Source organism: Maritalea porphyrae (assembly GCF_030159895.1).
In the GTDB taxonomy this organism is placed as follows: Bacteria; Pseudomonadota; Alphaproteobacteria; order Rhizobiales; family Devosiaceae; genus Maritalea; species Maritalea porphyrae.
This window is the reverse complement of the sequence record NZ_BSNI01000002.1, coordinates 1,326,803-1,352,865: the sequence shown is the minus strand read 5'-3', so window position 1 is coordinate 1,352,865 and position 26,063 is coordinate 1,326,803. Positions and strand designations below refer to the sequence as shown.

The window sequence follows — 26,063 nt, the reverse complement described above, 5'->3', positions numbered from 1 at the left end:
AGGTGGCAAAAATGCTGCAATTCGTGAAATTGTTAACCTCGGTGTGATAGGCTTTTAAGCAGTAAAGTAGAGTTAGGTGACGAATATGACGACCTTGTACGGTCCTCGAATTGGCGTCGCCCTTGGTGGCGGCGCAGCACGCGGTTTAGCCCATATTTCCATTATTCAAGCAATGGATGAGATGGGGCTCAAACCAAGCCTTATCGCAGGCACCTCTATTGGTGCATATATTGGCGCAGGCTGGGCATCCGGCATGTCAGGTAATGACATCCGCGAACATGCATTAGACGTTTTAGGCACGATGCGCGCGCTCAGCTCTCGATTGTGGAAGACGCAGGTCTATGACATTCGCTCCATGTTCCAAGATGGCATCTCGATGCAGTTTGATGCATTGCGGGTATTGGGTGCATTTTCGCCCCAGCCGTTCCCGCGCCGTTTCAGGAACCTGCAGATCCCATTAAAGGTCGTGGCAACCGATTATCGGTCTTGGCACCCGGCTGTCTTCCATAAGGGTCGCCTAGATTGGGCACTCGCAGGATCAATTGCGATCCCAAGCCTATTTAAACCTGTAATCCATGAAGATCGTTTGTTGGTGGATGGCGGCGTTGTGAACCCATTGCCACTAGATCATGCCAGTCAGGGCATGGACATTGTGATCGGGGTTGATGTGAATGGTGACCCCATTCTCACAGATCCGAGCATCACACCGTCAACGATCGACATTGGTATGGGCGCGGCGCAAATTATGATGCATGCAATTACCGCACAAACGTTGGGTGCTTACCCGCCAGATATTTATGTGAAGCCGAACGTGCGTGATTTTGGTGCGTATGAGTTTTGGCGTGTGCGCGAAATTTTGGATGCTGGTGACGCGGTCAAAGATCAGTTCAAATTTAAACTGGCGGAAAAAGTTGATCAGTTTATCGCCGCTCAAGGAAGAACTGCTGAAGCAGTTTAGCGCTTTCGCTTTCGTTTAGACCTGCAATGATTTCAGGCTGATGGTGACATGTTGGCTGATTGAAGAACCGCACGCCATTGTCCACCGCTCCCCCTTTCGGATCATCCGCACCATAATAGACGCGCCGCAGTTTCGCATGCGCAATTGCGCCTGCGCACATGGTGCAAGGTTCAAGCGTTACGTATAAATCACATTCGGCAAGCCGCCCGGTGCCAACGACATCCAACGCCTCTTTGATCGCCAACATCTCAGCATGAGCCGTTGGGTCAGCAAGCTGTTTCATTTGGTTGGCGACCCGCACAATCACCTTTCCATCATGCACCACGACCGCACCCACCGGAACTTCACCGTTGTTTGCGGCTTCTTGCGCCAGTTGCAGGGCCTGCTGCATAGGAGAAAGATTGTTAGTTGCTTTCATTTGCTCACTTTGCTTGTTGATGAAGCTTTGCCACAGCCACGCCAAAGATGCAAAGGGCGATCACACAGGTTAGGCTATTGCCCAATAGGAGAATCATTTTCATGCGCATTCGGCAACTGCCCGACGATCTGGTGAACAAAATCGCCGCTGGCGAAGTCATCGAACGTCCGGCAAGCATCGTCAAAGAACTGGTTGAAAACGCATTGGACGCTGGCGCGACACGCATTGTGGTCACCACAAGCGCGGGCGGCAAGTCGCTCATCCGCATTGAGGACAATGGTCACGGCATGGGCGAAGAGGATTTGCGTCTCAGTGTTTCGCGCCATGCCACCTCAAAGCTCAAAGATGACGCGCTTGATGATATCCAAACACTTGGTTTTCGCGGCGAAGCCTTGGCATCTATCAGCGCGGTAGCCGAGTTGAGCATTGCGACGCGGGCAAAGGACGAAGAGTTGGGGTTAAAACTCGGTTTTGATGGTCCGCGCATTGTAATTTCCCCTAACCCGATGCCGCAAGGCACGGTGGTTGAAGTTAAATCCTTGTTCAAGAATGTGCCTGCGCGGTTGAAGTTCTTAAAGTCAGACCGCGCGGAAGCCAACGCGATCACAGATATTATGCGCCGCTTGGCCATGTCCGAACCGCATGTGCAGTTTATCTTGCAAGGCTCAGACCGGCAAACCACGAACTGGCCCGCCCAAACAGGGGATAGTGCTGCAAAGAACCGCCTTGGCCAGATTATGGGCAACGACTTTGCCACCAATGCTGTGCCGGTTGATTATCAGCGGGGGCCAGTGCGCGTAACCGGAATGGCGGCCTTGCCTACCTATACCAAAGCCAATTCACTTTCTCAGTTCTATTTCGTCAATGGCCGACCGGTGCGCGACAAGGTTTTGCTGGGTGGCGTGCGCGGCGCCTACTCTGACTTCTTGCAACGCGACCGATTTCCAGTTGTCGCGTTGTTCATCGATATGCCGAGCGCTGATTTGGACGTCAACGTGCACCCTGCGAAATCTGAGGTACGTTTTCGTGACCAAGGTTTGGTGCGTGCCGCTGTTATTCGCGGGCTAATGAACGCGTTGGACGAAGCAGGATTTCGCGCGTCAAAAACTGTATCCGACGCAACATTGGCCGCGTTTCAGCCAGGCGTTGCCGGGCAAGCGCCACCACCGCCAAACGCACCGCCATCGTCCTATGGGATGAGTGAAACTGGTCAGCCATCAATTGATCCGCAGGCAGAGCGCACCATGCAATATCAGGGCGATTATGGCTATCGCCCGAGCGCCATTCCGCCGCAAATGCCACGCATGGATGGGTTGAACACCCCAAGTGCCCGCATGGAGGATTTAGCCAGTGCGGACATGGCCGCGGCTGAAGATATGGCGATGGGCGAGCATCCACTTGGCGTAGCGCGGGCGCAATTGTTTGAGAACTATATCGTTGCGCAGTCGGAAGACAGCTTGATCGTTGTGGACCAGCACGCCGCCCATGAGCGGTTAGTTTATGAGCGGTTCAAAGCAGAGCTGAACAACGGTCCAGTACCGGCGCAAAAGCATCTCATTCCAGTGGTGATCGATCTGCCTGAGGAAGACTGCGCCCGATTAGAAGATGCTGCAGAAGCATTGTCCAACGTTGGGCTCGGCCTAGAACGTTTCGGCCCTGCCGCCGTCGCGGTTTACGAAACCCCTGCCCTTTTGGGCAGTTCAGACGTTCATAAACTGGTCAACGACGTAGCAGACCAATTGGCGGAATGGGACAACATTTCAATTGTCATGGAACGCTTGGAAGAAATCGCCGCCCGCATGGCCTGTCATGGCTCTGTGCGATCTGGCCGCCGCCTGCGTGCCGAAGAAATGAATAAGCTTTTGCGCGAGATGGAAGCCACGCCCCATTCGGGCCAATGTATTCACGGCCGCCCCACTTATGTGCAGCTAAGCAAAGTGGATATTGAAAAGCTGTTTGGGCGGCGGTAGTGCTTCTATGAGGTGCAAAGCACAGTTTTAAATGAAGGCACAAAGCCAAGCGATTTGTAAAAGCTTGTCGCAGATTCGTTCGAGGATTCATGCCCAACAAATGCGCTTGTCATTCCAGCGGACTTCATTCGCGCTAAACCTTCATACACTAGCGCTCGCGTTAGTCCCTTGCGTTGGTAGTTTTTATGGCATCCGACAGGCTCAAAAAGGCCCGATTTGCTTGTCGGATCGCACCAGATCACGACAAAAGATGCGAAGTCACCATCGGGTGAAACAACCACAAGTTCGCTAGCAGGTTGGAAGGCTTGAGCGTGCATCACTTTTAAGTATTCAGCTGCTGACCATTTGGGCCCAAAGGCTCCATTGTGCACCGCCGCCAATTTGGCTGCGTCACTATCTTCCGCAGCAAGTCGCAACGAAAATCCTTCTGGCAATTCAGGACTTGGAGTATCGCCGAGGGGCTGCGAAAGAACGGCGAAATCATCTTCCTCAATCGAAAAGCCAAGGTCTTTGAGGCAATTGATGCCCTGCTCATCGTTTGCTGAAAGATTGGTGGTAATTGGCTTATCTACATCAACGAGATTTGGCGAACTAAGGTGCTTGATTGCAGATCGGTGAATATCTTCACCGCCATTTATTCGTAGGATTTCTGGCGCAACAACACTCGCATAGCTGCGCGATTTGAAGTTGAACTCGACCACGGCAATAATCTCATCGCTTCGCCGCAATAGTGCAAAGTGTTTGTCCAGATCATTGCCGCGATATTTGCTGCTCATCCAATGGGCAAAGTCCCCTGGATGAAAGTTACGGCTTTTCTCGTCGAGCCAACATCGACCAAGAAATTGCAACGTAGATTCAAAGTCTTTTGGCTGAAATGGCACAAGCATAACCAACCCCTTAATCTAGGAAACAGCCTAGCTCGCTTCGAGGAATGTCTCGGCGGTTGTCAGGTCAACTGATACCAAATTTGAGATGCCGCGCTCGGCCATGGTGACACCGAACAGGCGATCCATGCGGGCCATGGTGATGGGGTTGTGCGTGATCACAACGAAGCGGGTTTCGGTCTTCTCACGCATTGAATCGAGCAAATTGCAGAAACGTTCCACGTTCGCATCGTCGAGCGGCGCGTCGACTTCGTCTAGCACGCAGATTGGGGCCGGGTTGGTCAGGAACACCGCAAAGATCAGCGACATGGCCGTCAGCGCTTGTTCACCACCTGAAAGCAAGGTCATGGTTTGCGGTTTCTTGCCGGGTGGGCGCGCGATAATTTCCAAGCCTGCTTCCAGTGGATCATCGCTTTCCACAAAGGTGAGTTCTGCGTCGCCGCCGCCAAATAATTGCGTGAACAGTTCTTTGAAGTGCGCATTGACCTTGTCGAAAGCTTCGGTAAGGCGTGCGCGGCCCTCACGGTTGAGGTTGGAAATGCCAGTGCGCAGCTTGGCGATTGCCGCAATGAGATCTTCGCGGTCCGCGATCATAGTCTCAAGTTTCTCGCCAACTTCGGTGCTTTCTTGCTCGGCGCGAAGGTTCACGCCACCCAAGCGCTCGCGTTCACGTTTCAAGCGCTCCAGTTTGGCCTCGATCGCAGCCTCATTTGGCAATTGCTGCTCTGGCTTAATGCCTGCAATTTCTGCCGTGCGGTTGGCGCTGACATTGAGCGTTTCCACCACATTCTGCTCGATTTGCAAACGCTGCTGACCAAGCGATTTCAGACGCTCTTCGATCCGGGCAATTTCCTCGCGCACCTTAGACAAAGCGGCAATTGCATCGCGGGCGTCGCGATCCTGTTCGCGGTGCATTTGCTCTGCAGTCGCCACCGCATCGGCGGCGCGCTTTCGTGTCTGTTCCGCATCGTCGATTTTGTCTTCCAGCGCGCGGCGTTGATCGGCAAACTGATCCGGCGCGCTGTTTAAATCTTCAAGTTGTGTTTCGATTTCTTGCTGACGCGACACAAGTGACGCTAGGTGCGTTTCCGCGTCAGTAAGGCGCTTTTGCCATGAGCTGCGCTCCGATGCGATGCGGGCCAAACGTTGCTCACGCATCCGCGCCGCATTTTCAAAGCCAGCTAGGCGAAGCCGTGCCAGATCCGCTTGCTCGCGCAAACGCGAAAGCTGCATATTTTCCGCTTCGATTGTGCGGGCTAGATCCTGATCGTCTTCAATTGCCACCAGCGCGTTTTGAGCATCCTCAACAACAAGCACTACATCGTCGCGACTTGATTTGAGACGAATTTGCGCTTCTTCTAGCGCGCTACGACGCGATGTAAGATCGACCAATCCCTTTTGCGCCGCTTCAACGGCGGCTTGGGCGGCGCTGATGGCGCGTTGCGCATCTTTGTAGATGTCGCGGCATTGGCGCTCTTGCTCCCGGCTGGCCGCTAGTTTTTCAGACTTGGCCTGAACATCAGCGCGTATACTTTCCTGCTTCGAAGCAAATGCACGCCGCTCCGCATCAATATCCGCAAGACGGTTGCGCTGTGCCAGGCGTTGAGCCGCAGCTGTGGGGGCGTCGCCACGGGCAACAAATCCATCCCAGCGCCACAGCTCACCATCTTTGGTCACCAAGGTCTGCCCGGGTTTCAATTCGCGCATCAGACGCTCGCCATCCGCATGCGCCACCACACCGATTTGATTAAGGCGTCGGGTCAGCAAGGCTGGACCTTTAACAAAGCTACTCAATGCATCGGCCCCGGCGGGCAACGGCGCGTCATTTGAGTGATCGCCCGGCTGGGACCAGAACAAAGGCGCCGCATCGTCAGATGAGGCGTCTAGATCGTCACCTATGGCAGCGCCGAGCGCAGTTTCAAACCCTGGCTCTACTTCGAGGGCATCAACAATAGCTGGCCACAAAGATTGATCGTGCAGCTCCAGCATTTTGCCAATAGCTTGCGCTTCAGCGTCAAGCTTGGTTATTTCCGCCTCAATGCTCGTCAGGGCGGGTCGGGCTTCGCTTAGATCCTGCTCAGCCTGTCGCGTCGCCGCTTCGGCTTTGTCCGCGTCTTGTTCCGCACGTTCAGCTTCAGTTCGAGCGGCGGCCAATGCCTCTTGGCGCGCTTGCAGCGTTTTGTCTTCAGACAAAGCTCTAATGATTTTTTGCGCCTCATCAGCCACGTCAGCTAGTTGCTGATTTAGCTTTTCCAACCGCGTCTTCGCATCATCAAGTGTGCGTTGGGTTGACGATTTATGAGCGCGAATTTCGCTCAGCTTGTCGGATTTGCTGCGCAGGGCGCTTTCCGCCTCTTGCACGGCGACCTTGGTGCGCTCTGCGTCTTGCTGAGCCTGTGTGTTGTCGTCCGATGCGCTCGCTGCGTCTTTGTTCAGCTGGCTTTCTTCTTCGGCCAGATTAGCGATCAGCTCGCGACTTTCCGATATCAAGTCCGTGTCGCGCGCCGCATCGACTTTGACCTGCACCAACCGACCCTCAAGTTCCGTTTTACGTTGGTTGGCACGTTTGGCGTCTTCTTCGAGTTGGGTCAGCGCAATTCTGATCCGTTGCAAAGTGGCGGCAGCTTCCGCCTCTTTTTGCCGCAAAGGCTGCAATTGCTCTTCTGATTGCTCTAGGCGTTTTTTCGCGGCCAAATCTAGGTGCGTGGCGTCAGCCAGTAAGTTGACCAAACGCGCATGCTCGGCTTCGGTCTCTTTTTCCTTCACCTTTACCGCCACCCAGCGCAAATGCAGCAACGTGGCTTCGGCTCTTCTGATGTCGCCAGATATATTGCGATAACGGGTCGCTTGGCGTGCTTGTCGTTTGAGGTTCTCAAGCTGGGTCTCAACATTGGCGATGATATCATCAACACGCTCAAGATTGCTTTCGGCTGCGCGCAATCGCAATTCCGCTTCATGACGACGCGAATGCAATCCGGAAATTCCGGCAGCTTCTTCCAAGATCAATCGGCGTTGTTTGGGCTTTGCCGAAATAAGTTCGCCAATTTGTCCCTGCCGCACCATCGCAGGTGATCGCGCTCCAGTAGACGCATCAGCAAACAGCAATTGCACATCACGGGCGCGCACCTCTTTGCCGTTGACCCGATAAACAGAGCCATGTTCGCGCTCAATGCGACGGGTGACTTCCAGCTCATCTTCATGATTGAGGACAGCAGGCGCTGTGCGGTCTTTATTGTCGAGGAATAGCGTCACCTCCGCGCTGTTGCGCGCGGGGCGGTTTGCCGAACCTGAAAAGATCACATCATCCATGCCAGAAGCGCGCATGTTTTTGTATGAGCTTTCGCCCATCACCCAGCGCATCGCTTCAACAAGGTTGGACTTGCCACAGCCATTCGGCCCCACAATACCCGTGAGGCCCGGTTCTAGATGTAGATCGGTGGGATCAGTAAAAGATTTAAAGCCGGTCAGCCGAAGGCGCGAAAACTTCATCGCGCCCCCCATCTCAGGGAGCGATCGTCGCTATAGTAGCGGTTCGATCTCCTTGGCGAATTCTTCAACCGATATAACTCCAGCCAGCTTCTTGCCGTTCACATAGAATGTTGGCGTCGCCTCAAGGCCAAATTCTTCCAATGCCTGATTTCGCGCCTTCTCTAATCCTTTGAAAAGCTCTTGGTTTGTCAAGCAAGCTTCGAATCTTTCCTGTGTAAATCCGTTATTTATTGCCACTTGAGCCATTTCTGCTTTCGCATTGTCGCTTACTGCCCAAGAACGCATTGTTTCATAGTATGACTTGATCACAGGGTAATAGTCTGCGGCTGGATCATCACAAGCGGCCACCATGAACACCACAGCGTCCAAAATCGAGCGGCTGAATGGACGCAGGGTAAAGCGTACTTTCCCTGTATCAATGAACGTCTTTTTGAATTCTGGAAACACATTCAAATCAAAATTCATGCAATGCGGGCAAGTTGGTGACGCATATTCAATCACTGTCACCTTGGCATTTTCATCGCCCAACCAGCGGTCTTCAAAACCCAATGGCTTCATCAGGTCGCCAGTGCGGGTGATTTCTTCGCCACTTGTTGACGTATTGTCGCTTGTAACGGTTGTTTGGTTTGTGGCCTCGCTATTGGCTGCATTGTCACAACCTGCAAGCAATAATGCACCAAAACTTGCGCCAGTAACCATGGCTGTTCTGCGGCTAATCTTCACGTCACCAAACTCCTCGTTTTTATCGTTGTCGTGATGTTACATATGTCAAACGTGGCGGCAAGAGGGCAATGCGCAGCACTTCGCTCACTTTGGAGTGATTATCGCTGCAAAATCAAGATTTGAGTATCGCCATAATTGCGACGATCAAGCTCGGTCAGCTCTTCGGGAATGGTCAATTCCGCAGACTTGCTTTCTTCCCAAACAATAATGGCATCTTCGGCAACCCAGCCGCCGTCTAGCGCTGCCTTAATGGCTTTTTCGCCCAAGCCTTGATTATAAGGCGGGTCCAGAAACACCAAGTTGCATGGAGGTATGCGTTGCACCTGCCCCAAATCGGTTGCATCACGACGCAGCATTCTCGCCTGCCCTGCAACACCGAAATCTTGAATGTTTTCTCGCAACAATGCGCGCGCCTCAACGCCGGTATCAACAAAACACGCATGTTCCGCGCCGCGCGACAAAGCTTCTAGGCCCAGCGCACCCGTTCCTGCGAACAGGTCAAGCACGCGAACCTCATGAAAAGCCGGGCCAAAATGGTTGGCCAGAATGTTGAACAGGCTCTCCCGCACGCGATCAGAAGTTGGACGAATTTCATCCCCTTCCGGTGTGTGCAGTTTTTTCGATCTGAACTTGCCCGCAACAATGCGCATGTCTTTTGCCTTATCTAAACGCTATTTGCGCGATTTTGGCGGTGAAGCGCGCCGATTTGGGTTTGCATTTGGATTGCTTGAGCGCGAGCCTGATGGTTTACCCGACGGACGACCGGCAGGTTTTCCGCCAGAACGTGCGCCACCCGGCTTGCCGCCAGTTGGGCGGCCACCAGAACGCGGCTTGCCATATTGGCGACCGTCATCTTTATTGGCGGAAACGAAGGTCTTGTTTTTGCCGCCACGGCCGCGACTGTCTGGGCGCGACGCGCTGCGCGAACGATCACCTTCGCCACTTGAACGTTCTTCGCGCTTTACAAATGCGCCACGGCGGTCATCTGCGGAGCGATCATCACGGCGCGGGCCGCGTGACTTGCCTGTTGGCTTGCGCCCACCACGATCTTCAAACGATTTGTTGTCGCTTCTGCTGCGATTGTCTTTATCACCGCCCCGACCACGATCGTCCGACCGTCCACGTCCCTTGTTGCGCTCGTCCGATTGGCCGCGGCTCGGCTCACGTCTGCCAGGACCGCCGCCTTCACGTTTTCCGCCGAATGACTTCTTGTCGCCAAAGCTTTTGCCTTTGCGGCCGCCACGACGATCATCATCGTCTTCGTCTTTACGTTGAGGCGTGTCGATAAAGTAGGTGCTGCCGTCTTCTTTAAACACTTTGGACTTTGGTCCTGTGTCTTCAACCGGCTTTTCTTCGTACTTTTTGCGCACAGGACGCACGGGGCGGTCCGTACGACCAACGGGTTTACCAGCCGATTTAACCGGGTCTTGCGGCTTTCCACGAGATTGAGGTTTGTTGCGCGTCGGCTTCTTGATCTCGACAGGCACAATTGGGCCGTCAAAATCAACACCGGCCTCTTTAGCCAGCTTGGCACTCAACTGATCTTTTAAAACTTTCGTTTTGACCGCAGAGATTTCGCCAACTTTCATCTCATTCAACTGGAAGGGCCCATAGGACATGCGGATCAAACGGTTCACATCTAAGCCAAGCGCCGCGAGCACGTTCTTTACTTCGCGGTTTTTGCCCTCTTTGAGTGAGATGATGATCCAAGCGTTGGCACCTTGTTGACGCTCAAGCGTTGCTTCGATTGGGCCATAATGAACTTTATCGACCGTAATGCCGTCTTTCAGCTCATCGAGTTTTTCTTGGGTGATGCGGCCATGCGCCCGCACGCGATAGCGGCGCGTCCAACCAGTGGATGGCAGCTCAAGCACGCGCTTTAGCCCACCTTCGTTAGTGAGCAGCAACAAGCCTTCAGTGTTGATGTCCAAACGGCCGATGGTCAAAACGCGCGGCAAACCCGCTTTGTCAAACTCATCAAACACCGTCGGGCGACCTTCTGGGTCGCTTTCACTGACCACAAGCCCTGCAGGCTTATAGTAAAGCCACATGCGTGTGGCTTCCTTTTTGGCCAATCTGTCACCGTCGATAGTGATCTTGTCTTTTTCAGTCACGTTGAACGCAGGTGTTTTGATCACCTTTCCATTCACAGCGACGCGGCCCTCTTCCACCCACGTTTCTGCCATGCGGCGAGAACAGTGACCAGAACGAGCAATTACCTTGGCGATGCGCTCGCCGTCGCGCGATTTTTGGGGCGCGCCTTTTTTGTCAGTCGCCATTTTTGGCTCCGATTGAAGAATTCATATTGGCGCGGTGTAGCGGTTTGTTAGTTGCCTTGCAATGCCGCTCTTATGTCTTCGGGACATAATGGGCTATCCAAAGGCACCAAATCACCATTTTCAGCCAAGCAAATCAGGTCAGCGCCGCCAACTTTGGTGAAATAGCGTTCTGGCGGCAAATAGAGCGGCCGATTTTTGCCCGACTTCAGGGCCTTGGCATAAGCTTCACGCTGTTCGCGGAAACGACGGGCCACTTCAGCCATCTCTTCAGGGGTGAAAGGACGGCCTTTCACAGCGCCTAAGTCAACAACACGTGCACCGCGGAGCAAGCGAATTTCTTCTTCGGTCAGCTTTGATTTGTCCAACAACACTTTGTCGCTGTCTTCAGGCAAAGCAGCTGTTTGTGTGCCTTTTGTAGGAATTGGCAACACGGCCGCATCTTTTGGCAAAACAAGCGGTGCGCGCTCAGACTTTACGTCTTCTTTTTTCTCACGCGGCAGCAAACCGATGCCTTCGGCAGTGGCGGTTAGCACTTCGCGCTCAAATGTTTCACCGTCTTTGAAGGCGTTGGTGCCTTCAACTGTCGTGCAAGCAGCCAGAGCAAGCAAAGATGTGCCAAGCAAGGCAAATTGAATTGGGCGCAAAGCCGAGCGTTTGATATTTAGAAAACTCATTTGTTCTTAGCGTCCCTAACTCCAACATGCCGCAATTGCAGCCATTCCCTTCGCTAGATGCGAAATTGGGCGATTTTAGGCCTTTTCGGCTTTTGATGTGAACATATCCCACACTAACGCGGCAAGGCCAAGAGCAATTGCTACATCAGCGAGGTTAAAAATGTACCAGTTGAATCCGTAGGCATGGAACGAGAAGAAGTCCGCAACAGCGCCATAAACGAGACGATCTGCAATGTTTCCAACCGCACCGCCCAGTGTAATTGCCAATCCCCAGCGCACCAAATTGGATGGCGATGTGGCCCACCAATAGGCAAGGCCTGAACACGCCACCAGCATCATCACGATCAATCCCCAAGCGGGAATGAATGAAAACAGGCCGTATGAAATGCCGGGGTTCCACACCAAAACATAGTCAAAGAATGGCGTGACGGTGATCAATTCACCACCCTGCCAACCAAGTACCTTGATCATGTAGAACTTGTGGAACTGATCAATGAGCGCGGCCAAAATGAAGGCAAACACCGATTTATGTGCGATATTTGCCTTCATCAGATTTATGCTCCAGCCAACTCACGCAACGCTTGGGCGTCACGCAAGGTTACATCTGGATATTCCTCGTCAGTGCCAACTTCTGGCAAGACCTTCCAAGAGCGCTCACATTTTTTGCCTTCAGCCATTTTTGGCACAACAGAAACGCCTGGCACTTCATCCAATCGGAATGCTTCGGCTGGACCTTCCGCCTGCAAGACATTGGCTTGGCTAGTGATGGCGATTTCAGCCGCGTCCTGACCATGCAATGCAACATAAAGGTCGGCATCAGCGACATAAATGTCTGGCGCAGATTCAAGCGACGAACCGATGCGCTTTTCACGACGTTCGATTTCTAGCGCACCTGTCACAACGCGACGAACCTTGCGGATTTTAGCCCATTTGCTCGCCAAATCATCATTTTGCCAATCGGCTGGGATGGTTGGGAACTGACGCTTGTGGACAGACGAACCGTCTTCTGGGTTCCGCTCCAACCACACTTCTTCCATAGTGAAGGTCATGATTGGCGCAAGCCATGCGGTCAGGCATTCATAGAGCGTGTTTAGAACCGTCAGCGACGATTTGCGCGTGATGCTCGATTTCGGATCGCAATAGAGCGCGTCTTTGCGGATATCGAAATAGAACGCTGACAGATCAACAGTCATGAAGTTAAACAGCGTCGAGAACACACGTTTAAAGTCATAATTATTGTAGGCGTCACGTACTTCTTTATCGAGCAATGCGATGCGGTGCAGCAGATATTGCTCAAGCTCCGGCATATCCGCAGCAACCACTTTTTCACCCTCATCAAAGTGTGCCAAACTCCCGAGCAAGAAGCGCAATGTGTTGCGCATTTTGCGGTAGGCATCGACGGATGTCTTGATGATGGTGTCACCGATCCGATGATCCTCCCAATAGTCGACAGATGCTACCCATAGGCGAAGAATATCGGCACCATATTGCTTGATGATATCTTGAGGCGCGATGGTGTTGCCGATTGACTTCGACATTTTGCGCCCGTCTTCGGCCATAGTGAAGCCGTGCGTGATCACGGTTTCATACGGCGCGCGTCCGCGGGTACCGCAGCTCTCAAGCAAAGAAGATTGAAACCAGCCGCGGTGCTGGTCGGAACCTTCAAGATAGACATTGGCTGGCGATTTGTGATGTTCGCGCTTTTCCAACACGAAGGAGTGTGTCGACCCACTGTCGAACCACACATCCAAAATGTCCATCACTTGGTCCCAGTCCTCGGCATTGTATTTGTTGCCAAGGAACCGCTCTTTTGCGCCCTCTTCAAACCAGGCGTCCGCACCTTCTTTTTCAAAAGCGTCAGCGATACGTTGGTTTACTTCATCGTCTTTGAGCACTTCGCCATCAGCGTTGGCAAACACGCAAATTGGCACGCCCCAAGTCCGCTGGCGCGAAAGCACCCAATCGGGACGCCCTTCAACCATTGCACGCAGGCGGTTCTTGCCAATCTCCGGCACAAATTTGGTTTGCTCAATCGCATTCATCGAACGGGTGCGCAGCGTATCTGCCTGAGCACCTTCAATGTCGCGGTCCATATAAACGAACCATTGCGGCGTATTTCGGAAGATGATCGGTTTTTTGGAGCGCCAAGAATGTGGATATTGGTGCTTCACGCGACCACGGGCAACCATGTTGCCACGGGCAGATAGTTCCGTGATAACTGCTTGGTTGGCTTTACCCTTTTTGCCCTTATCATCGATGATCCGAACATCAGGGAAGCCTGGCGCATCTTTGGTGTATTGCCCTGCATCATCCACGCAGAATGGAATGCTCGGATCAATGCCACGCGCTTCAAGATCACGCGCATTAGTCATCCAAATCTCAAAGTCATCTCGACCATGGCCGGGTGCTGTATGCACAAAGCCAGTACCCGCATCATCGGTGACGTGGTCGCCGTCGAGCAGCGGAATTGTGTGCGTATAGGCATCAGCATGACCGTTGAGCGGATGTTCGCACTCGATAGTTGCAAGCACATCTGCTGGCACGTCAGCGACTTTTTTGAACCCTTCAACGCGTGACTTGGCAAACACATCAGCGGCCAGCGCATCAGCAAGCACAAGCTTTTCGCCAACGGTCACCCAATTGTCTTCTGGCGCTTCCGTTACTTCGTAAAGGCCATAAGAGATTGCGTTTGAGAAGGAAATTGCTCGGTTACACGGGATCGTCCAAGGTGTTGTGGTCCAGATGGTCACCGCAGCGTCGAGCAGTTGTTCCACCAATGTTTCTTGGTCGCCGGTGCCGCCAGCCGCTTTGATCGGGAACTTCACCCAAATCGCATCACTTTCGTAATCGTGATATTCGATTTCGGCTTCCGCCAACGCGGTGCGTTCAACGACTGACCACATCACAGGTTTTGAGCCACGATAAAGCTGACCAGAGGTGGCGAACTTCATCAATTCGCGTGCGATTTGCGCTTCAGCGTCATAGCTCATGGTGATGTATGGGTTTTCCCAATCACCAGTTACCCCAAGCCGCTTAAACTCTTCCCGCTGCACGCCAACCCAATGATCGGCAAACTCACGGCATTCCTTGCGGAATTCGTTGACCGGCACTTCGTCTTTGTTCTTGCCCTTGGCGCGGTACATCTCTTCGATTTTCCACTCAATTGGCAAACCGTGACAGTCCCAACCCGGTACATAGGCTGCGTTGTAGCCCATCATCTGCTTTGAGCGGACAATGATGTCTTTGAGGACTTTGTTGAGCGAGTGCCCGATATGGATATTGCCGTTCGCGTATGGAGGGCCATCGTGAAGTGTGAACTTCTCACGGTCCTTAGATTCCTCGCGCAGCTGATTGTATAGGTCCATATCTTCCCAGCGCTGCAGCCAACCTGGCTCGCGTTTTGGCAATCCGGCACGCATTGGAAAATCAGTTTTTGGCAGGTTCAGCGTGGCTGAATAGTCTTTTTTGTCGGCTTTTTGCGCTTCATTGGATGGCGCTTGATTGTCGGTCATATTGGATCAATTCCATGAACTTTTTTGGAAATTTGTCTCTTATCGCCAGATTGGGTCGTTTGGCGCTTCGGCCTGTTGTCCCACTGTTGTTGGCGAGCGATGAACTATCCGACGCTTCGCGCTGCGCTTTTTGGTAAAAGCGCCAGCTTACGAAGGCCGGCTGATAATTCGTGGTATGGGATCAAATGCACCAATAATCGCAAAGCGCTCGCATTGGGGCGCTAGGGTCAATTCTTCGAAATTGCTCAGTTTGCGGGTCATTTGTTCAAAGGTCTTGGTTTTCGTCACTGATCGAATAATGCACATATTGTGTTTAAGTCAACCAAATGGCACTTCTGAGCGATAATCTAGTGCTTAAAAAAGCCCAATTGCGCGTCAAAGTCAGAAATAGCTTTTTCGGACGCCAGATTTTCTTTTGCTTCAATGCTGTCTTGATCCATTGCAGCGATCAGATCATCAACCCCGTCAAATTTCTTTTCGCCGCGCAAATATTTGGTGATGGCGACTTCCAACTTGTCGCCATAAATCTCACCTTTGAAGTCAAAGATGTGCGTTTCAAACAGGGCTTTGCCATTGTCAAACATTGGGCGACGGCCATAGCTAGCAACGCCATCATAGGCTTGGCCTTTGTGCAGCACTTTCACCGCATAAATGCCGTGCTGCAATCCTTCAAAAGGCGACAAAACAATGTTGGCGGTTGGATAGCCGAGCTCACGCCCACGCTTATCGCCGTGGCTGACTTCACCTGCGATGAAAAAGTGGTAACCCAGCAACGCATTTGCAGCAGGTACATCACCTTCGCGCAGCGCGTCGCGGACACGCGATGAAGAAACCGGTTCTTCGCCATCATCAAGCATGCCGCAAATCTTCACATCAAAGCCGTGTTGCGCGCCGGCATTCTTTAAAAACTCAGGCGTACCGGCCCGTGCTTTGCCAAAATGGAAGTCTGCGCCAACGGCGACGGCGCTCACATCAATCGAATCGACCAAAAAGTCGGAGACGAATTCTTCGGCTGTTTTGCCTGCAAGCTCTTTGTCAAACGGCATCACAATGATCCCATCAAAACCAAGTGCTTTCACCAGCCGCGCCTTTTGATCGCGCTCGGTTAGGCGGAACATGAACGGCTTCGGCGCAAAAACATCGCGTGGGTGCGGTTCAAATGTCAGCACAAGTGCAGGTTTTCCTTCACGCTGCGCCTTTTCTTTTGCAGCATTGAACACGGCTTGGTGCCCACGGTGGCAGCCGTCAAAATTTCCAATAGCGATGGTTGCACCGCGCAGATGTGCGGGGAATTGAGAAATGTCCTCAATAAGTGAAAACGCCATAGCTTTTTGTTGTTCCTTATCGCCGTTTCAGGCAGCCGCAGATTTAATGCGCTGCAACCTGCCCTTTTCGCAAGAGATTTGCAAGCGGCAGATTGCTCACCAAAGGTTGAAGACGTCTATGTAGTTTCCCGCAAGGGTTGGTTTACGTCGGTTTTAGCGCGGGACGCTATGGTTAGCCAAAGTTCGTGTTGGAAATGTACTGGGGACCAACCATGCAATTAGATACTAATATGCGCATACTTATCGTCGATGATTACGCCACCATGCTGCGCATTTTGCGCAATCTCCTAAAGCAATTGGGGTTTGAAAATGTCCATGAAGCGTCTGATGGACAGGCCGCGCTCAAGCAATTTGAAACCAACAAATATGATCTTGTGATTTCCGATTGGAACATGGAACCAATGACCGGGTTCGATTTGCTGCGCGCAGTTCGCTCGAACCCAGAAACAGCGGCAACTAGTTTCATCATGATCACGGCGGAAAGCGCCACCGAAAATGTGATTGCGGCCAAACGCGCCGGGGTGAACAACTATATCATCAAGCCATTCACCTCTGAAATTTTGCAAGGCAAGATCGAAACCGTATTTCAGCAGCAGGTGGCCTAAATGAGTGCTGCAGAAGCAATTGATAGCCCAATGATCGATCAGCGCGAAGAACTTGAAGCGCGATCGGATAATGCGATTCCCTTGCGTGAGGTGATCGCGATGGCTGAAAAGGTCACCTCAGCGCTTAAACCGCTGGTGCGCAGTCTTGATAAATCCATGTATCGTGAACTCAAGGAAATGCTGGATTGCATTGAAGAGTTGCGCGGTGATCTGTCCAAAGTTGACCCCGACGATATTTTCTCGCGCCGCATCCCAGAAATGGGTCGCGAACTCAGCGCAATCGTATCCGCAACCGAAGTGGCCACGAACTCGATTATGAACATTGCTGAGCAAGTGATGGACGCCGACAAGTCGGACCCGGCCACCTACGCAAAATTCGTTGAACAGCATATGCTGGCCATTTTCGAAGCTTGCACATTCCAAGATCTAACTGGGCAGCGGGTGACGCGGGTAATTCAAACCATTGAGGTGATCGAAGAGCGTATCGAAGTACTTTGCCGGATGATTGAAAACAATCAAATCACGCCAAACGCCCCAAGGGTCAGCGATACAGAAAAGCGCAATCGCGCCCGCCTTGTGAAAGGCCCAGCCAACGAAGGTGAAGGCATCAACCAAGATCAAGTGGATGCAATGTTTTAGCGAAGAAGCGCTACCACACAAGGAACGGGCTATATCCCACCACATTGGCGCCGATGGGCGCCAATAGCTTTTCGATCTCTTTGGCATTAGGTTCATGCAAATCGCCCAATTCGTGGGCATGAATGGAGCCTGAGATAAACAGAAAGCCTGCACCTATGCGCGCCGCACCTGTTGCATCTGTGCGCGCACTGTCACCTATTGCTATAACCTTTTGATCGGCCAATTGGATGTTGCGCGTCTCTAGCGCCAACTGGCTGGCTTTCTGATAGATTGGGCGGAATGGCTTACCAGCCATAATCACATTGCCACCCGCTTCTTGATAGACATCAGCCAGCGCACCACCGCAATAGATAAGCTCGTCGCCAATTTCGACGAACTTGTCCGGGTTGGCGCATATGAAAGGTAGCCCCCTCGCCTTCCAATCCAACACCTCATGTTGGTAGTCATCTGGCGTGCGGCCATATTCAAGGTCTGAGCAGATAATCGCTTCGGCCTCATCGAGAGAGCCAAAATGCACTTGAATGCCTTCGAAAAGCCCATCGTCGCTGTCCGGCCCAAGGCGGTAGATCGTTTTGCCATGATAGTCAGCAATCAGATCGCGGGTGACTTCCCCCGAACTGACTAGCGCATCGAACGTGTCTTTGGGTACGCCCATTGCGTAAAGATCGGCGATGATCTCGTTGGACGGGCGCGGCGCATTGGTGACCATGATCACGGCACCGCCATTTTCGCGAAAATTCTGCAAGGCATCAACAGCGCGTTGATAGACGCGCTCGCCGTTGTGCAGCACGCCCCAAACATCGCAAAAAATCAAGTTGAACTGATCTTTAACGGCACTAAGGCCCCGCCGCGTAATGGGAGTTGTCATCTCTTGCATGTACTTTCTTGATTATCGTGCGGCGCGGCGCGAACCCGACTTTTCGCCCTTTAGATCAGGTCGCACGGGCGATGCTGGCGCGATATGCTGGCCCTGTGCGTAAGGAATTTTGTCGTCCAGCAACTCAAGAACATGGTCTTCGCTGGTGACATTATCCATGATTAAGCCGATGCCAAATCGCTCGACATAATCGGCCAGATCTGCACGGTGGAAATCTGTGTAGTTCAAAGGATTTTCAATGAATGCCTGCGCGTCGGCTTTGACATATTTCACGCCGCGCTCCGCCATAAATTGGAAGGTGAGACGGAGCGAACGCACATTATCAAGGCAAATGCCTGCCCCGCTTTTCACAAGCATTTCAAGTGCTTGCTTGTCTGCACCATTGAGCGTCTCATAAGTCGCTTCCGGCAACATGAGCATAATGCTGACCGCAACGGCACGGTTGCTGGACATTAGAGAGGCTATGCCTTCGCACTGCTCTGTGTCACGCAAGAGCGCAAGTGAGATAGGCACAAACAGATTTGTTGGATCGCCCGTGATGTTGGCACGGTGCACAATATTTGCGGCTTGGCGGATCAAGAATTGCTCAAGCTCTGAAATGGTGCCGGTTTGATCTTCATAATGAAGGAAGTCGTCGGCATCGTGTAGCACACCATCAGCGGTGCGCAGTTTTGGCATCAACTCATAGCCAAGCGTGCTGCGTTGCGGCAAAGAAACGATAGGCTGCAAATATTGCTCGATCTCATTGTTCGCCAGTGCCTTCTGCACTTCTTCAATTGAGACAACTGGCCCCTCGGCGAGTTCAAAACCGCCTCCGCTATGTTCGTCCTCGTCGACTGAATAGCTATGGCCATGTGCGGGTTGTTTTTGCGGCATTTCGCCAGCGGCCTGCGCTTCTTCCATTTCGGCAACCGCCTCAGCCAATTGACGCACCACAGTGCCCAACACCGAAACATCAGCCTCTAAATTATCAGCACGTTCTTGAATGCCCAATCTGGTGAGATAGGTGACTTGCTCGCTCAGCATTTCGGACGTTTTAGCAACGGTTGCCAGTTGCCGGGCGATTTCTTCGGTCTGGGTGACCAAATAGGTTTCTGTGCGACGGCGAAACAGCGCTTCGATGAACACAAAACTGGCCAACAGGGCCACAATTGTAACAAGGAACGATTCGATCAGCGTGAAGCCCAGCGCGAAATAGGCTGTAACACCTATGCTGAGGCAAGCAACTGCCAGAAAAAACAAAACGATCGCACGCAAGACTGTTCGTTCCCTTAAATCAACGAGAATCCGTCATTTCATAGTCTTAGCACTACATTCGCTCGCTTCAAAGAGGGGCTTTTGCGCCTGTGAACGACTCTTTGGAAAACTAATTTGCAAATATGCGGCACTTGCAAACACTTTGTTTACCCTATTTCGAAAGAATTGACCCAAGCAAGAATGCGAAAAGAAGACCCAGAATCGGGAGTAATGCCATAATGCCTGTCGCTAATGGCTTATCATGTCCTACCCAAGTGCTTGTCATTGATCGTGACAGTTTGGTCCAAAATGACTGCGTCGTGCACCTTTCCAAGGATTGGGGAGATAATGTGCCGTGTGCTCATGCGACCAGCGGCCGCGCTGCATTGAGCGCGCTGAAAGCCAACGAATTCGACATTGTTATCTGTGATCTCAATAGCATTTCAGACATTGATCCTGATGCTGAAGCCGCACTTTTGCGTGTCACTAGCCAAGCGCCCGGCGCACTTGTGTTGGCATTGTCAGATGGCGGTTCTGTATCGATGGCGGTTGCTGCCATGCGCTCAGGCGCCCATGACTATTTCGCAAAACCAGTTTCTGCCTGCACGCTTTTTGAGCGGTTGGAAGAATTGTCTGTTCGTCACGGCAAACGCCGCCAATTCGCAGCGCCAAAATCCAGCGCAGACAATGTAGACTTTGAAGGCTTTGTGGGCGCATCTGCTGAAATGCAGGTGATATACGAACAAATCGGACGCATTGCGCCGTCCGCTGCACCTGTATTTATCACGGGCGAAAGCGGCACCGGCAAAGAAGTTTGCGCCGAAGCCCTTCATGCCCGTTCACCGCGCAAAGATGCGCGGTTTGTCGCCATCAATTGTGGCGCGATCCCGCGCGACTTGATGGAAACCGAGCTTTTCGGCGTGGTCAAAGGGGCCTTTACCGGCGCGATGGAAGATCGCGAAGGGGCCGCGGAGTTGGCCAATGGCGGCACACTGTTTTTGGATGAAATTGGCGAGCTTGACCTCAGCCTTCAGGCCAAACTTTTGCGTTTCTTGCAAACCCGATCCATCAACCGTGTTGGCGAAGCATTGCCGCGCGAATTGGATGTGCGCATTATTTGCGCCACCAACCGCAATCCGATGCAGATGATTGCGGAAAAGCAGTTCCGCGAAGACTTGTTCTATCGCTTGCATGTGTTGCCCATTCATTTGCCGCCGCTGCGTCAGCGCCCTGCGGACATTATGCCAATTGCTGAAAAATTCTTGACCCAATATGCGCAAGAAGAAGGCAAGCAATTTATTGGTTTTGACCGGGAGACCGCGAACCAATTTATGGATCGCGAATGGCCAGGCAATGTGCGCCAAATCCAAAACCTTATTCGCCGCATTGTGGTGATGCATGATGGCGAATTGGTCACTTCGCGCATGGTGCGCTTGGCTGATGTGGAAGCAAACGCCGCGCCTGCTTCAGTTCCTGTGCCGACCGCGCACATTCCCAACCGACACGCGCAAAGCGTGGGCGAGCAAATGTTGCCCTTGTGGCGGCAGGAGCAAAAGATTATCGAAGATGCGCTGGCCGCATTCGGTGGCAATATTTCGCAAGCCGCTGCTGCGCTAGAGATTAGCCCTTCAACGATTTATCGCAAAAAGCAGTCTTGGGAAAAGCTAGAAGCTGAAGCGCAAAGCGCTGCGTAAATCCTTATGACCAATACTAAATTTGCCCATGCCTCGGCCGACGATTTGGAGCGGCTGGTTGAACTGCGCCTGATCGCCATGCGCCCAAGCCTTGAAGCCATTGGACGGTTCAACCCCGACAGAGCACGCCAGCGATTTGTCAATGAATTTGAACCTGAGCATACACGGCTGATTTTTGAAAATGACAAGCTGGTTGGCTGTTTCGCGCTATTGCCGCGCAAAGACCATCTCTACCTTGGCCACTTCTATTTGCATCCCGATGTGCAGGGCAAAGGCATTGGCAAACAGGTGATGAAAGACATTTTAGGCGCAGCAACGGCCTTAAAACGGCCCATCAAGCTGATCACGCTCAACGAAAGCCCAGCGATCAGCTTTTATGAAGCTCTTGGCTTTGCCGTCACCGCAAGTGACGATGTAGAAACCACAATGGAATGGTCGCCTAATCACTGATTGTCAAAGGTGGTTCAGGAACCGTGTTTGGGTTGTTCGATGGATGTCCGCTGTAGGGGCGAAGCGACCAAGAATAGATGTTCAGCAAATTTCTGATTTAGGCGGAAAAGGGCTTTAGCTACAAACACACCGAACAGCTACTTTAAAATGATCCGCAGCAGTGTTTAAAACGTTTTCCACTACCGCATGCGCATACCGCGTTGCGACTCCTGCTGGTATCAATTACCCGCGATGTTCGGTTTTTTCCCTCCATTGAAAGCATAACCATGCCTCCTCCAACGCCGAATCTTAGTCCACTGTTATCTGCCACAATAGCGCCAGTACAACCAACAAAATTGAGCTCTTCAGCACGTAGAGTGTTTCCGTCTGGAAGGCGTATGTAAAGATCTCCAGATTGAATCCAAAACCTATAGCCCTCGATGCTCATGTCCATTCGATCGACATACAAGTCACCAGGAGGTTCGGTGCGAATAACAAGCGCAATCTCACCCGGTCCATTTCGGATTGTTGTTGTCTTTCCTATAACCTCGACATCCCAGCTTTCGTTTTGTACACGCCATTCATTATCAACAATGCTGAAAATCAATTCTCCTTGCTCATTTCTTATTTCAGCACCAATTCGAACCGGTCCCCCAGCCTCTTCAGGAGTTTGAACCCACAATACAGGTCTTGAGTTGACCAGAATTATGGATTGACAATCTTTCACACTCATTGGGCCAATATGGATTGTCGGGACCGTATTTCCGACGTCCAAGGCTTCAAATGAAAACCCCGCTCTTAAGGCAGCAGGCTCCCGCATTGCATTGGTCACGCTATTCTTCGAAAGCTGTCCGCGAGTGACCTTCCCGTGACAGCGAATGCATAAGAACGTCATGCAGTTGGGATCGTGTGTTCTGGCGTTGGCATATGTCGGATCAACATGCTCGTAGTCACCAATCGCTAAGCCGCAAACTACACAACCAAATCCCGAGTTTTTTCGGATTGTTCTCCGTACATCCGAATTAGGACGTCGTTTCAAACCAAATTTATTAACCTCGTTCATTCATGATTACCTTCAATTGTGCATCGCCGAAGAATGTTTAGTCCTGCACAGCTGCCATTTGTGCCTAAGAATACTGCGACAACGGCTCAATGTTTGCAATGATGGACCGCTGCGCTAGAGATATTCACCGAAGGCAGGTTGGGATAGAATTTCATTTCACCTTCGAATATCGATGGGCGATATTAATTAGTAGAAACCATCTGACGTTCCGCGCTAATCGCTAACTGTCGTCTTTAAACTATCCAGCAATACATTCACACCAGACGCAGTTTCCACTCTCAGCGTTTGGACGCGTATGCCAACGCCCCAATTGCGTAGCGGTTGAATATCGAATGATTGTGTTGAACCGCTCATCTTTACTTCGCCAACGAGTTGTTCGCCAAGGAATAGCTGCACCGTTTCATTGATCTCTGACGCAGCGTTGAGTGTGCCTTCAAGGCGCGAAATCTGAGTGCGCGGCAACATCATCAGGTCAAAGCTTTTGGCGTTGATGCTCTCTAATTCATGATTAGGTTGCAATTTCGACGCTTTGAAGATGCGCACCGGCTTCATTGCCAGACGCCCAAAGCGATTGATGGTGACCTCGCCGACCCGCTCGACCTTTTCAAAGAAAGGCAATAGCCCGTTGATGACAGACTGATCGCTGAACATCACCGCCGCGATATAGGCATCTTTGCCTTCGTGTTCTGTCAGATCGATATTAAACGCGATGTTGCGCGGATCACCCGACAGGCAAGCCAAAGGCAGTTTGCCGCGCACCACATTGTCGATCATCCCGCACTCGGTCCAAAAGACGCCCGCGATAAAGACGTTATCCTGCTCAAACACGCCTTCTTGAACGAAATAGTCTTCAAGTTCGGTCCAGCGTAGCGCGCCGCTTGTCGGGTCTTCTTCGCCGGGGAAGAAATCTTGCGCCCAACCGGTGATGGTGTGCGAAATCAGAACGGTCATCACCAATGTGCTCAGGAACGCGCCAATGGCCAACCACGCAAACATGGTCTTGCGATATTTGGTCCACAGGATTGCCGTTGTCGCGCCAAGTATGGGGAACAACATCATATAACCCGGCGCCTGCCAGTGGAAATGAAACTGTGTGTCTGACCAGGCCGCGACTGCGGTGAAAAACAGAATTGGCCCGTGCGCCAGCATGACAAAGAAGAAGCTCATGCCATTTGGCGTGTCGGACGGGTACGTAGCTGTTGGCCCTTTGAATAAAGCCTTTGCCCCGACCCAAAGCGCAGGCAGTGCAATCCATGGCGTCATATAAACAAGCTGTCCGCCAATCATGCGGAGCAACCATTCAGGGCGAAACTGATCGCCCAGTGCACGGCCGCCTTGGAAAGCAAATGAGGCCATATCGTTTTGCATATTCCAGATCAGCACTGGCAGCGACACGATGGCAGCAACGCCGATGGCCAGATAAGGGCCGGGCGAGAAAATCCACTTGCGTGCATCTTTATTGAAGATGGCGAACAGGCCCGCGCCATAAAGCAAGAACACGGCGTGATATTTTGACATGAACGTTAGGCCAAGCACCAAGCCGATCAGCAACCAGCTTTTAAGGTCGGATCGTTTTTGCGGCCCAAAGAAAACATCCATCAAAAGCCAGACCACAAACAGCCACAGTAGCGTCAGCGGCGCTTCTGGTTGCATCCAAGAGCCAATCGAGAGCGTAAACAGGATTGGGATGTTGGCAATGATCGCGGTGAACAGCCCTGCCCGTTCAGAATGGAACCGTGCCCCGATGCGGTAGAACATCCAGGTGGCGCCCGCGAACATCAGAATAAATGGAAGCCGCAGAATGATTGGCGCTTCACTGCCGGTTAAGGTTTTGGTGAGCCAGATCACCCACAAAAACATTGGGGGTTGATCGAAATAGCCAAGGTGCAATTGGCGCGCCGAGCTTAGATAGTAGGCTTCGCCAATTACCAAATCGATCGCCCATGCGCCCCATAGGCGATAAAGCGCGGTGGCCACAATCAACCAAATCACCGCATTTCGAATGGCCCCTTTTGGCGCGCCAAGCGAATGCCTTGATTGGTTGGTCTGGCTATTCATTTATTTCACGCGCCACGTAAAGATGCGGGTCATGCCGTAATTGAACACGATGGAAATCAAAATGCCGGCAATCGCTGCAAGATAGAACAGCGAATTCTTATCGTAGATAAAGGCGGCCACCGACACGTTGGCAATCGCTGGGATGGCGCACACCGCATAAAAGCTCAGTAAACCGCGCCAATATTTTGCGCCGCGCAATTGGCGATCCGCATAGGTGAGAATGTTGTTCAAATGGAAATTTGACGTCATCGCCACAAGCGTTGCAAACAATTGCGAGTTGGTGAAGTTAAACCCAAACCAAGCATTGGCAATGGTCAGTGCACCCAAATGCACCAGCACGCCCAGCGCGCCAACGGCTGCAAACATCACAAAACTAATCGGCAAAAGGCCGCCCGTCATTTTCGACAAAGCAAGGCCAAAGAATTGTGCGGCAACCAGCGGGCTCATTTTGCTTTCGCCATCATGGCGGGCACGGAATTTAAAGCCGACTTCGCCAATATCGAGGGGCGCGCCCATATTGCGGGCGGTGGCAATAATATCGAGCAGGATTTTGAAGCCTTCGCTTGATAGGTTCGGTGCTACTTGCTCAAAGCGTTCGCGTTTGAGCATGAAAAAGCCCGTCATCGGGTCAGTAATTTTTGTGCCCGTAACCAAATTGGCGATCCAATTGGCAACGTTTGATCCGGCTTCGCGAAACTTGGTCAGCCCCTCTTCTGCAGTTTGACCACCGAAAAAGCGCGACGCCAGCACCAAATCTTTGCCACCATCAACCATTTCAAACATTTGCGGCAGCACAGTTTCATCGTGCTGCAAATCAGCGTCCATTACCGCAACAATTGGTGCGTTGGACGATGCCATGCCTTCAATACAAGCCGAGGAAAGACCGCGGCGACCAATACGTTTGATGCAATGCACGTGCGGCTTCGTCTTACCCAACTGCTTGACCACATCGGCTGTGCCATCCGGGCTATTGTCATCCACAAAGGTGACTTCCCATTTGATATGGCCAAGCACGGCCTCAAGCTTTTCCACCAAAAGGGCGACATTGCCTGCCTCGTTAAAGGTCGGAACAACCAAAGAAAGCTGGGGGTCGGTGGACGAAGATTGTGCGTCCATTGTTGTGTCGCTGGTGCGATCCATTTAATAACTCGTATTGCTTATCTTGATACTTAGCTTGGCGAAATCATTTTCGTCTTCATTGAGACGGGCAAAGGCTTACGCTTATGCGCA

The 26,063-nt window shown here is 52.1% G+C and carries 21 protein-coding genes; 6 read left to right on the top strand and 15 right to left on the bottom strand.

What is annotated here, in order from left to right:
- Positions 1–85 precede the first annotated feature (85 nt).
- Positions 86–958: a patatin-like phospholipase family protein gene (locus tag QQL65_RS09970; protein WP_284364135.1), complete on the top strand. Its 873-nt coding sequence runs from the start codon at positions 86–88 to the stop codon at positions 956–958.
- Here the strand turns inward: QQL65_RS09970 and QQL65_RS09965 are convergent.
- Positions 921–1,376, bottom strand: a complete 456-nt coding sequence (locus tag QQL65_RS09965; RefSeq protein WP_284364133.1) for a nucleoside deaminase — start codon at positions 1,374–1,376, stop codon at positions 921–923. The two genes, QQL65_RS09970 and QQL65_RS09965, sit on opposite strands and share 38 nt — an antisense overlap.
- Positions 1,377–1,477: 101 nt before the next feature.
- Here QQL65_RS09965 and mutL point away from each other — a divergent pair, with 101 nt between their 5' ends.
- Entirely contained in the window at positions 1,478–3,346 is a 1,869-nt protein-coding gene (gene mutL / locus QQL65_RS09960; protein ID WP_284364130.1) for a DNA mismatch repair endonuclease MutL, read from the top strand.
- Between the two features lie 5 nt (positions 3,347–3,351).
- Here mutL and QQL65_RS09955 read toward each other — a convergent pair whose 3' ends face one another.
- The 9 genes from QQL65_RS09955 to QQL65_RS09915 all read right to left on the bottom strand — a co-directional run bounded on the left by QQL65_RS09955 (position 3,352) and on the right by QQL65_RS09915 (position 16,232).
- Entirely contained in the window at positions 3,352–4,233 is an 882-nt protein-coding gene (locus QQL65_RS09955) for a GNAT family N-acetyltransferase (protein ID WP_284364129.1), read from the bottom strand.
- 27 nt (positions 4,234–4,260) lie between these two features.
- A complete protein-coding gene (gene smc, locus QQL65_RS09950; RefSeq protein ID WP_284364128.1) occupies positions 4,261–7,719 on the bottom strand; it encodes a chromosome segregation protein SMC in 3,459 nt (1,152 codons plus the stop codon).
- Between the two features lie 30 nt (positions 7,720–7,749).
- Positions 7,750–8,442 carry a DsbA family protein gene (locus QQL65_RS09945; protein ID WP_284364126.1) on the bottom strand — a complete coding sequence of 231 codons (693 nt, stop codon included), beginning with the start codon at positions 8,440–8,442 and terminating at the stop codon, positions 7,750–7,752.
- A 98-nt stretch (positions 8,443–8,540) separates the two neighbouring features.
- On the bottom strand, positions 8,541–9,092 hold the full coding sequence (gene rsmD, locus QQL65_RS09940; protein ID WP_284364123.1) for a 16S rRNA (guanine(966)-N(2))-methyltransferase RsmD: 552 nt from the start codon (positions 9,090–9,092) through the stop codon (positions 8,541–8,543).
- 21 nt (positions 9,093–9,113) lie between these two features.
- Entirely contained in the window at positions 9,114–10,721 is a 1,608-nt protein-coding gene (locus tag QQL65_RS09935; RefSeq protein ID WP_284364120.1) for a pseudouridine synthase, read from the bottom strand.
- 47 nt (positions 10,722–10,768) lie between these two features.
- The gene (locus tag QQL65_RS09930) at positions 10,769–11,395 is read right to left on the bottom strand and encodes a hypothetical protein (RefSeq protein WP_284364118.1); all 627 of its coding nucleotides are present in this window, start codon (positions 11,393–11,395) and stop codon (positions 10,769–10,771) included.
- A gap of 75 nt (positions 11,396–11,470) precedes the next feature.
- The gene (gene lspA, locus QQL65_RS09925) at positions 11,471–11,944 is read right to left on the bottom strand and encodes a signal peptidase II (protein ID WP_284364116.1); all 474 of its coding nucleotides are present in this window, start codon (positions 11,942–11,944) and stop codon (positions 11,471–11,473) included.
- Positions 11,945–11,949: 5 nt separating this feature from the next.
- Positions 11,950–14,907 (bottom strand): isoleucine--tRNA ligase, encoded by a 2,958-nt coding sequence (gene ileS, locus QQL65_RS09920; RefSeq protein WP_284364115.1) that lies wholly within the window; start codon positions 14,905–14,907, stop codon positions 11,950–11,952.
- 347 nt (positions 14,908–15,254) lie between these two features.
- Positions 15,255–16,232 (bottom strand): bifunctional riboflavin kinase/FAD synthetase, encoded by a 978-nt coding sequence (locus tag QQL65_RS09915; RefSeq protein ID WP_284364114.1) that lies wholly within the window; start codon positions 16,230–16,232, stop codon positions 15,255–15,257.
- A 212-nt stretch (positions 16,233–16,444) separates the two neighbouring features.
- Between QQL65_RS09915 and QQL65_RS09910 the strand changes: the two genes are divergently transcribed.
- Entirely contained in the window at positions 16,445–16,837 is a 393-nt protein-coding gene (locus QQL65_RS09910; RefSeq protein ID WP_284364113.1) for a response regulator, read from the top strand.
- Positions 16,838–17,476, top strand: a complete 639-nt coding sequence (locus QQL65_RS09905) for a protein phosphatase CheZ (protein ID WP_284364112.1) — start codon at positions 16,838–16,840, stop codon at positions 17,474–17,476.
- 10 nt (positions 17,477–17,486) lie between these two features.
- Here the strand turns inward: QQL65_RS09905 and QQL65_RS09900 are convergent, their stop codons facing one another.
- Both QQL65_RS09900 and QQL65_RS09895 read right to left on the bottom strand, forming a co-directional pair.
- On the bottom strand, positions 17,487–18,353 hold the full coding sequence (locus QQL65_RS09900; protein ID WP_284364111.1) for a TIGR01459 family HAD-type hydrolase: 867 nt from the start codon (positions 18,351–18,353) through the stop codon (positions 17,487–17,489).
- A gap of 12 nt (positions 18,354–18,365) precedes the next feature.
- Positions 18,366–19,610: an EAL domain-containing protein gene (locus QQL65_RS09895; protein WP_284364109.1), complete on the bottom strand. Its 1,245-nt coding sequence runs from the start codon at positions 19,608–19,610 to the stop codon at positions 18,366–18,368.
- Between the two features lie 218 nt (positions 19,611–19,828).
- Between QQL65_RS09895 and QQL65_RS09890 the strand changes: the two genes are divergently transcribed.
- Together QQL65_RS09890 and QQL65_RS09885 are read left to right on the top strand one after the other, a co-directional pair.
- Positions 19,829–21,283, top strand: coding sequence for a sigma-54-dependent transcriptional regulator (locus tag QQL65_RS09890; RefSeq protein WP_284364107.1), 1,455 nt, complete (start codon positions 19,829–19,831; stop codon positions 21,281–21,283).
- A gap of 6 nt (positions 21,284–21,289) precedes the next feature.
- A complete protein-coding gene (locus tag QQL65_RS09885; RefSeq protein ID WP_284364106.1) occupies positions 21,290–21,733 on the top strand; it encodes a GNAT family N-acetyltransferase in 444 nt (147 codons plus the stop codon).
- Between the two features lie 142 nt (positions 21,734–21,875).
- On the opposite strand, the gene QQL65_RS09880 is transcribed toward QQL65_RS09885, so the two are convergent.
- The 3 genes from QQL65_RS09880 to QQL65_RS09870 all read right to left on the bottom strand — a co-directional run bounded on the left by QQL65_RS09880 (position 21,876) and on the right by QQL65_RS09870 (position 25,973).
- Positions 21,876–22,775: a YecA family protein gene (locus tag QQL65_RS09880; protein ID WP_284364104.1), complete on the bottom strand. Its 900-nt coding sequence runs from the start codon at positions 22,773–22,775 to the stop codon at positions 21,876–21,878.
- Between the two features lie 213 nt (positions 22,776–22,988).
- Positions 22,989–24,833, bottom strand: a complete 1,845-nt coding sequence (locus QQL65_RS09875) for an ArnT family glycosyltransferase (RefSeq protein ID WP_284364102.1) — start codon at positions 24,831–24,833, stop codon at positions 22,989–22,991.
- A complete protein-coding gene (locus QQL65_RS09870; protein WP_284364100.1) occupies positions 24,834–25,973 on the bottom strand; it encodes a glycosyltransferase in 1,140 nt (379 codons plus the stop codon).
- Positions 25,974–26,063: the final 90 nt, after the last annotated feature.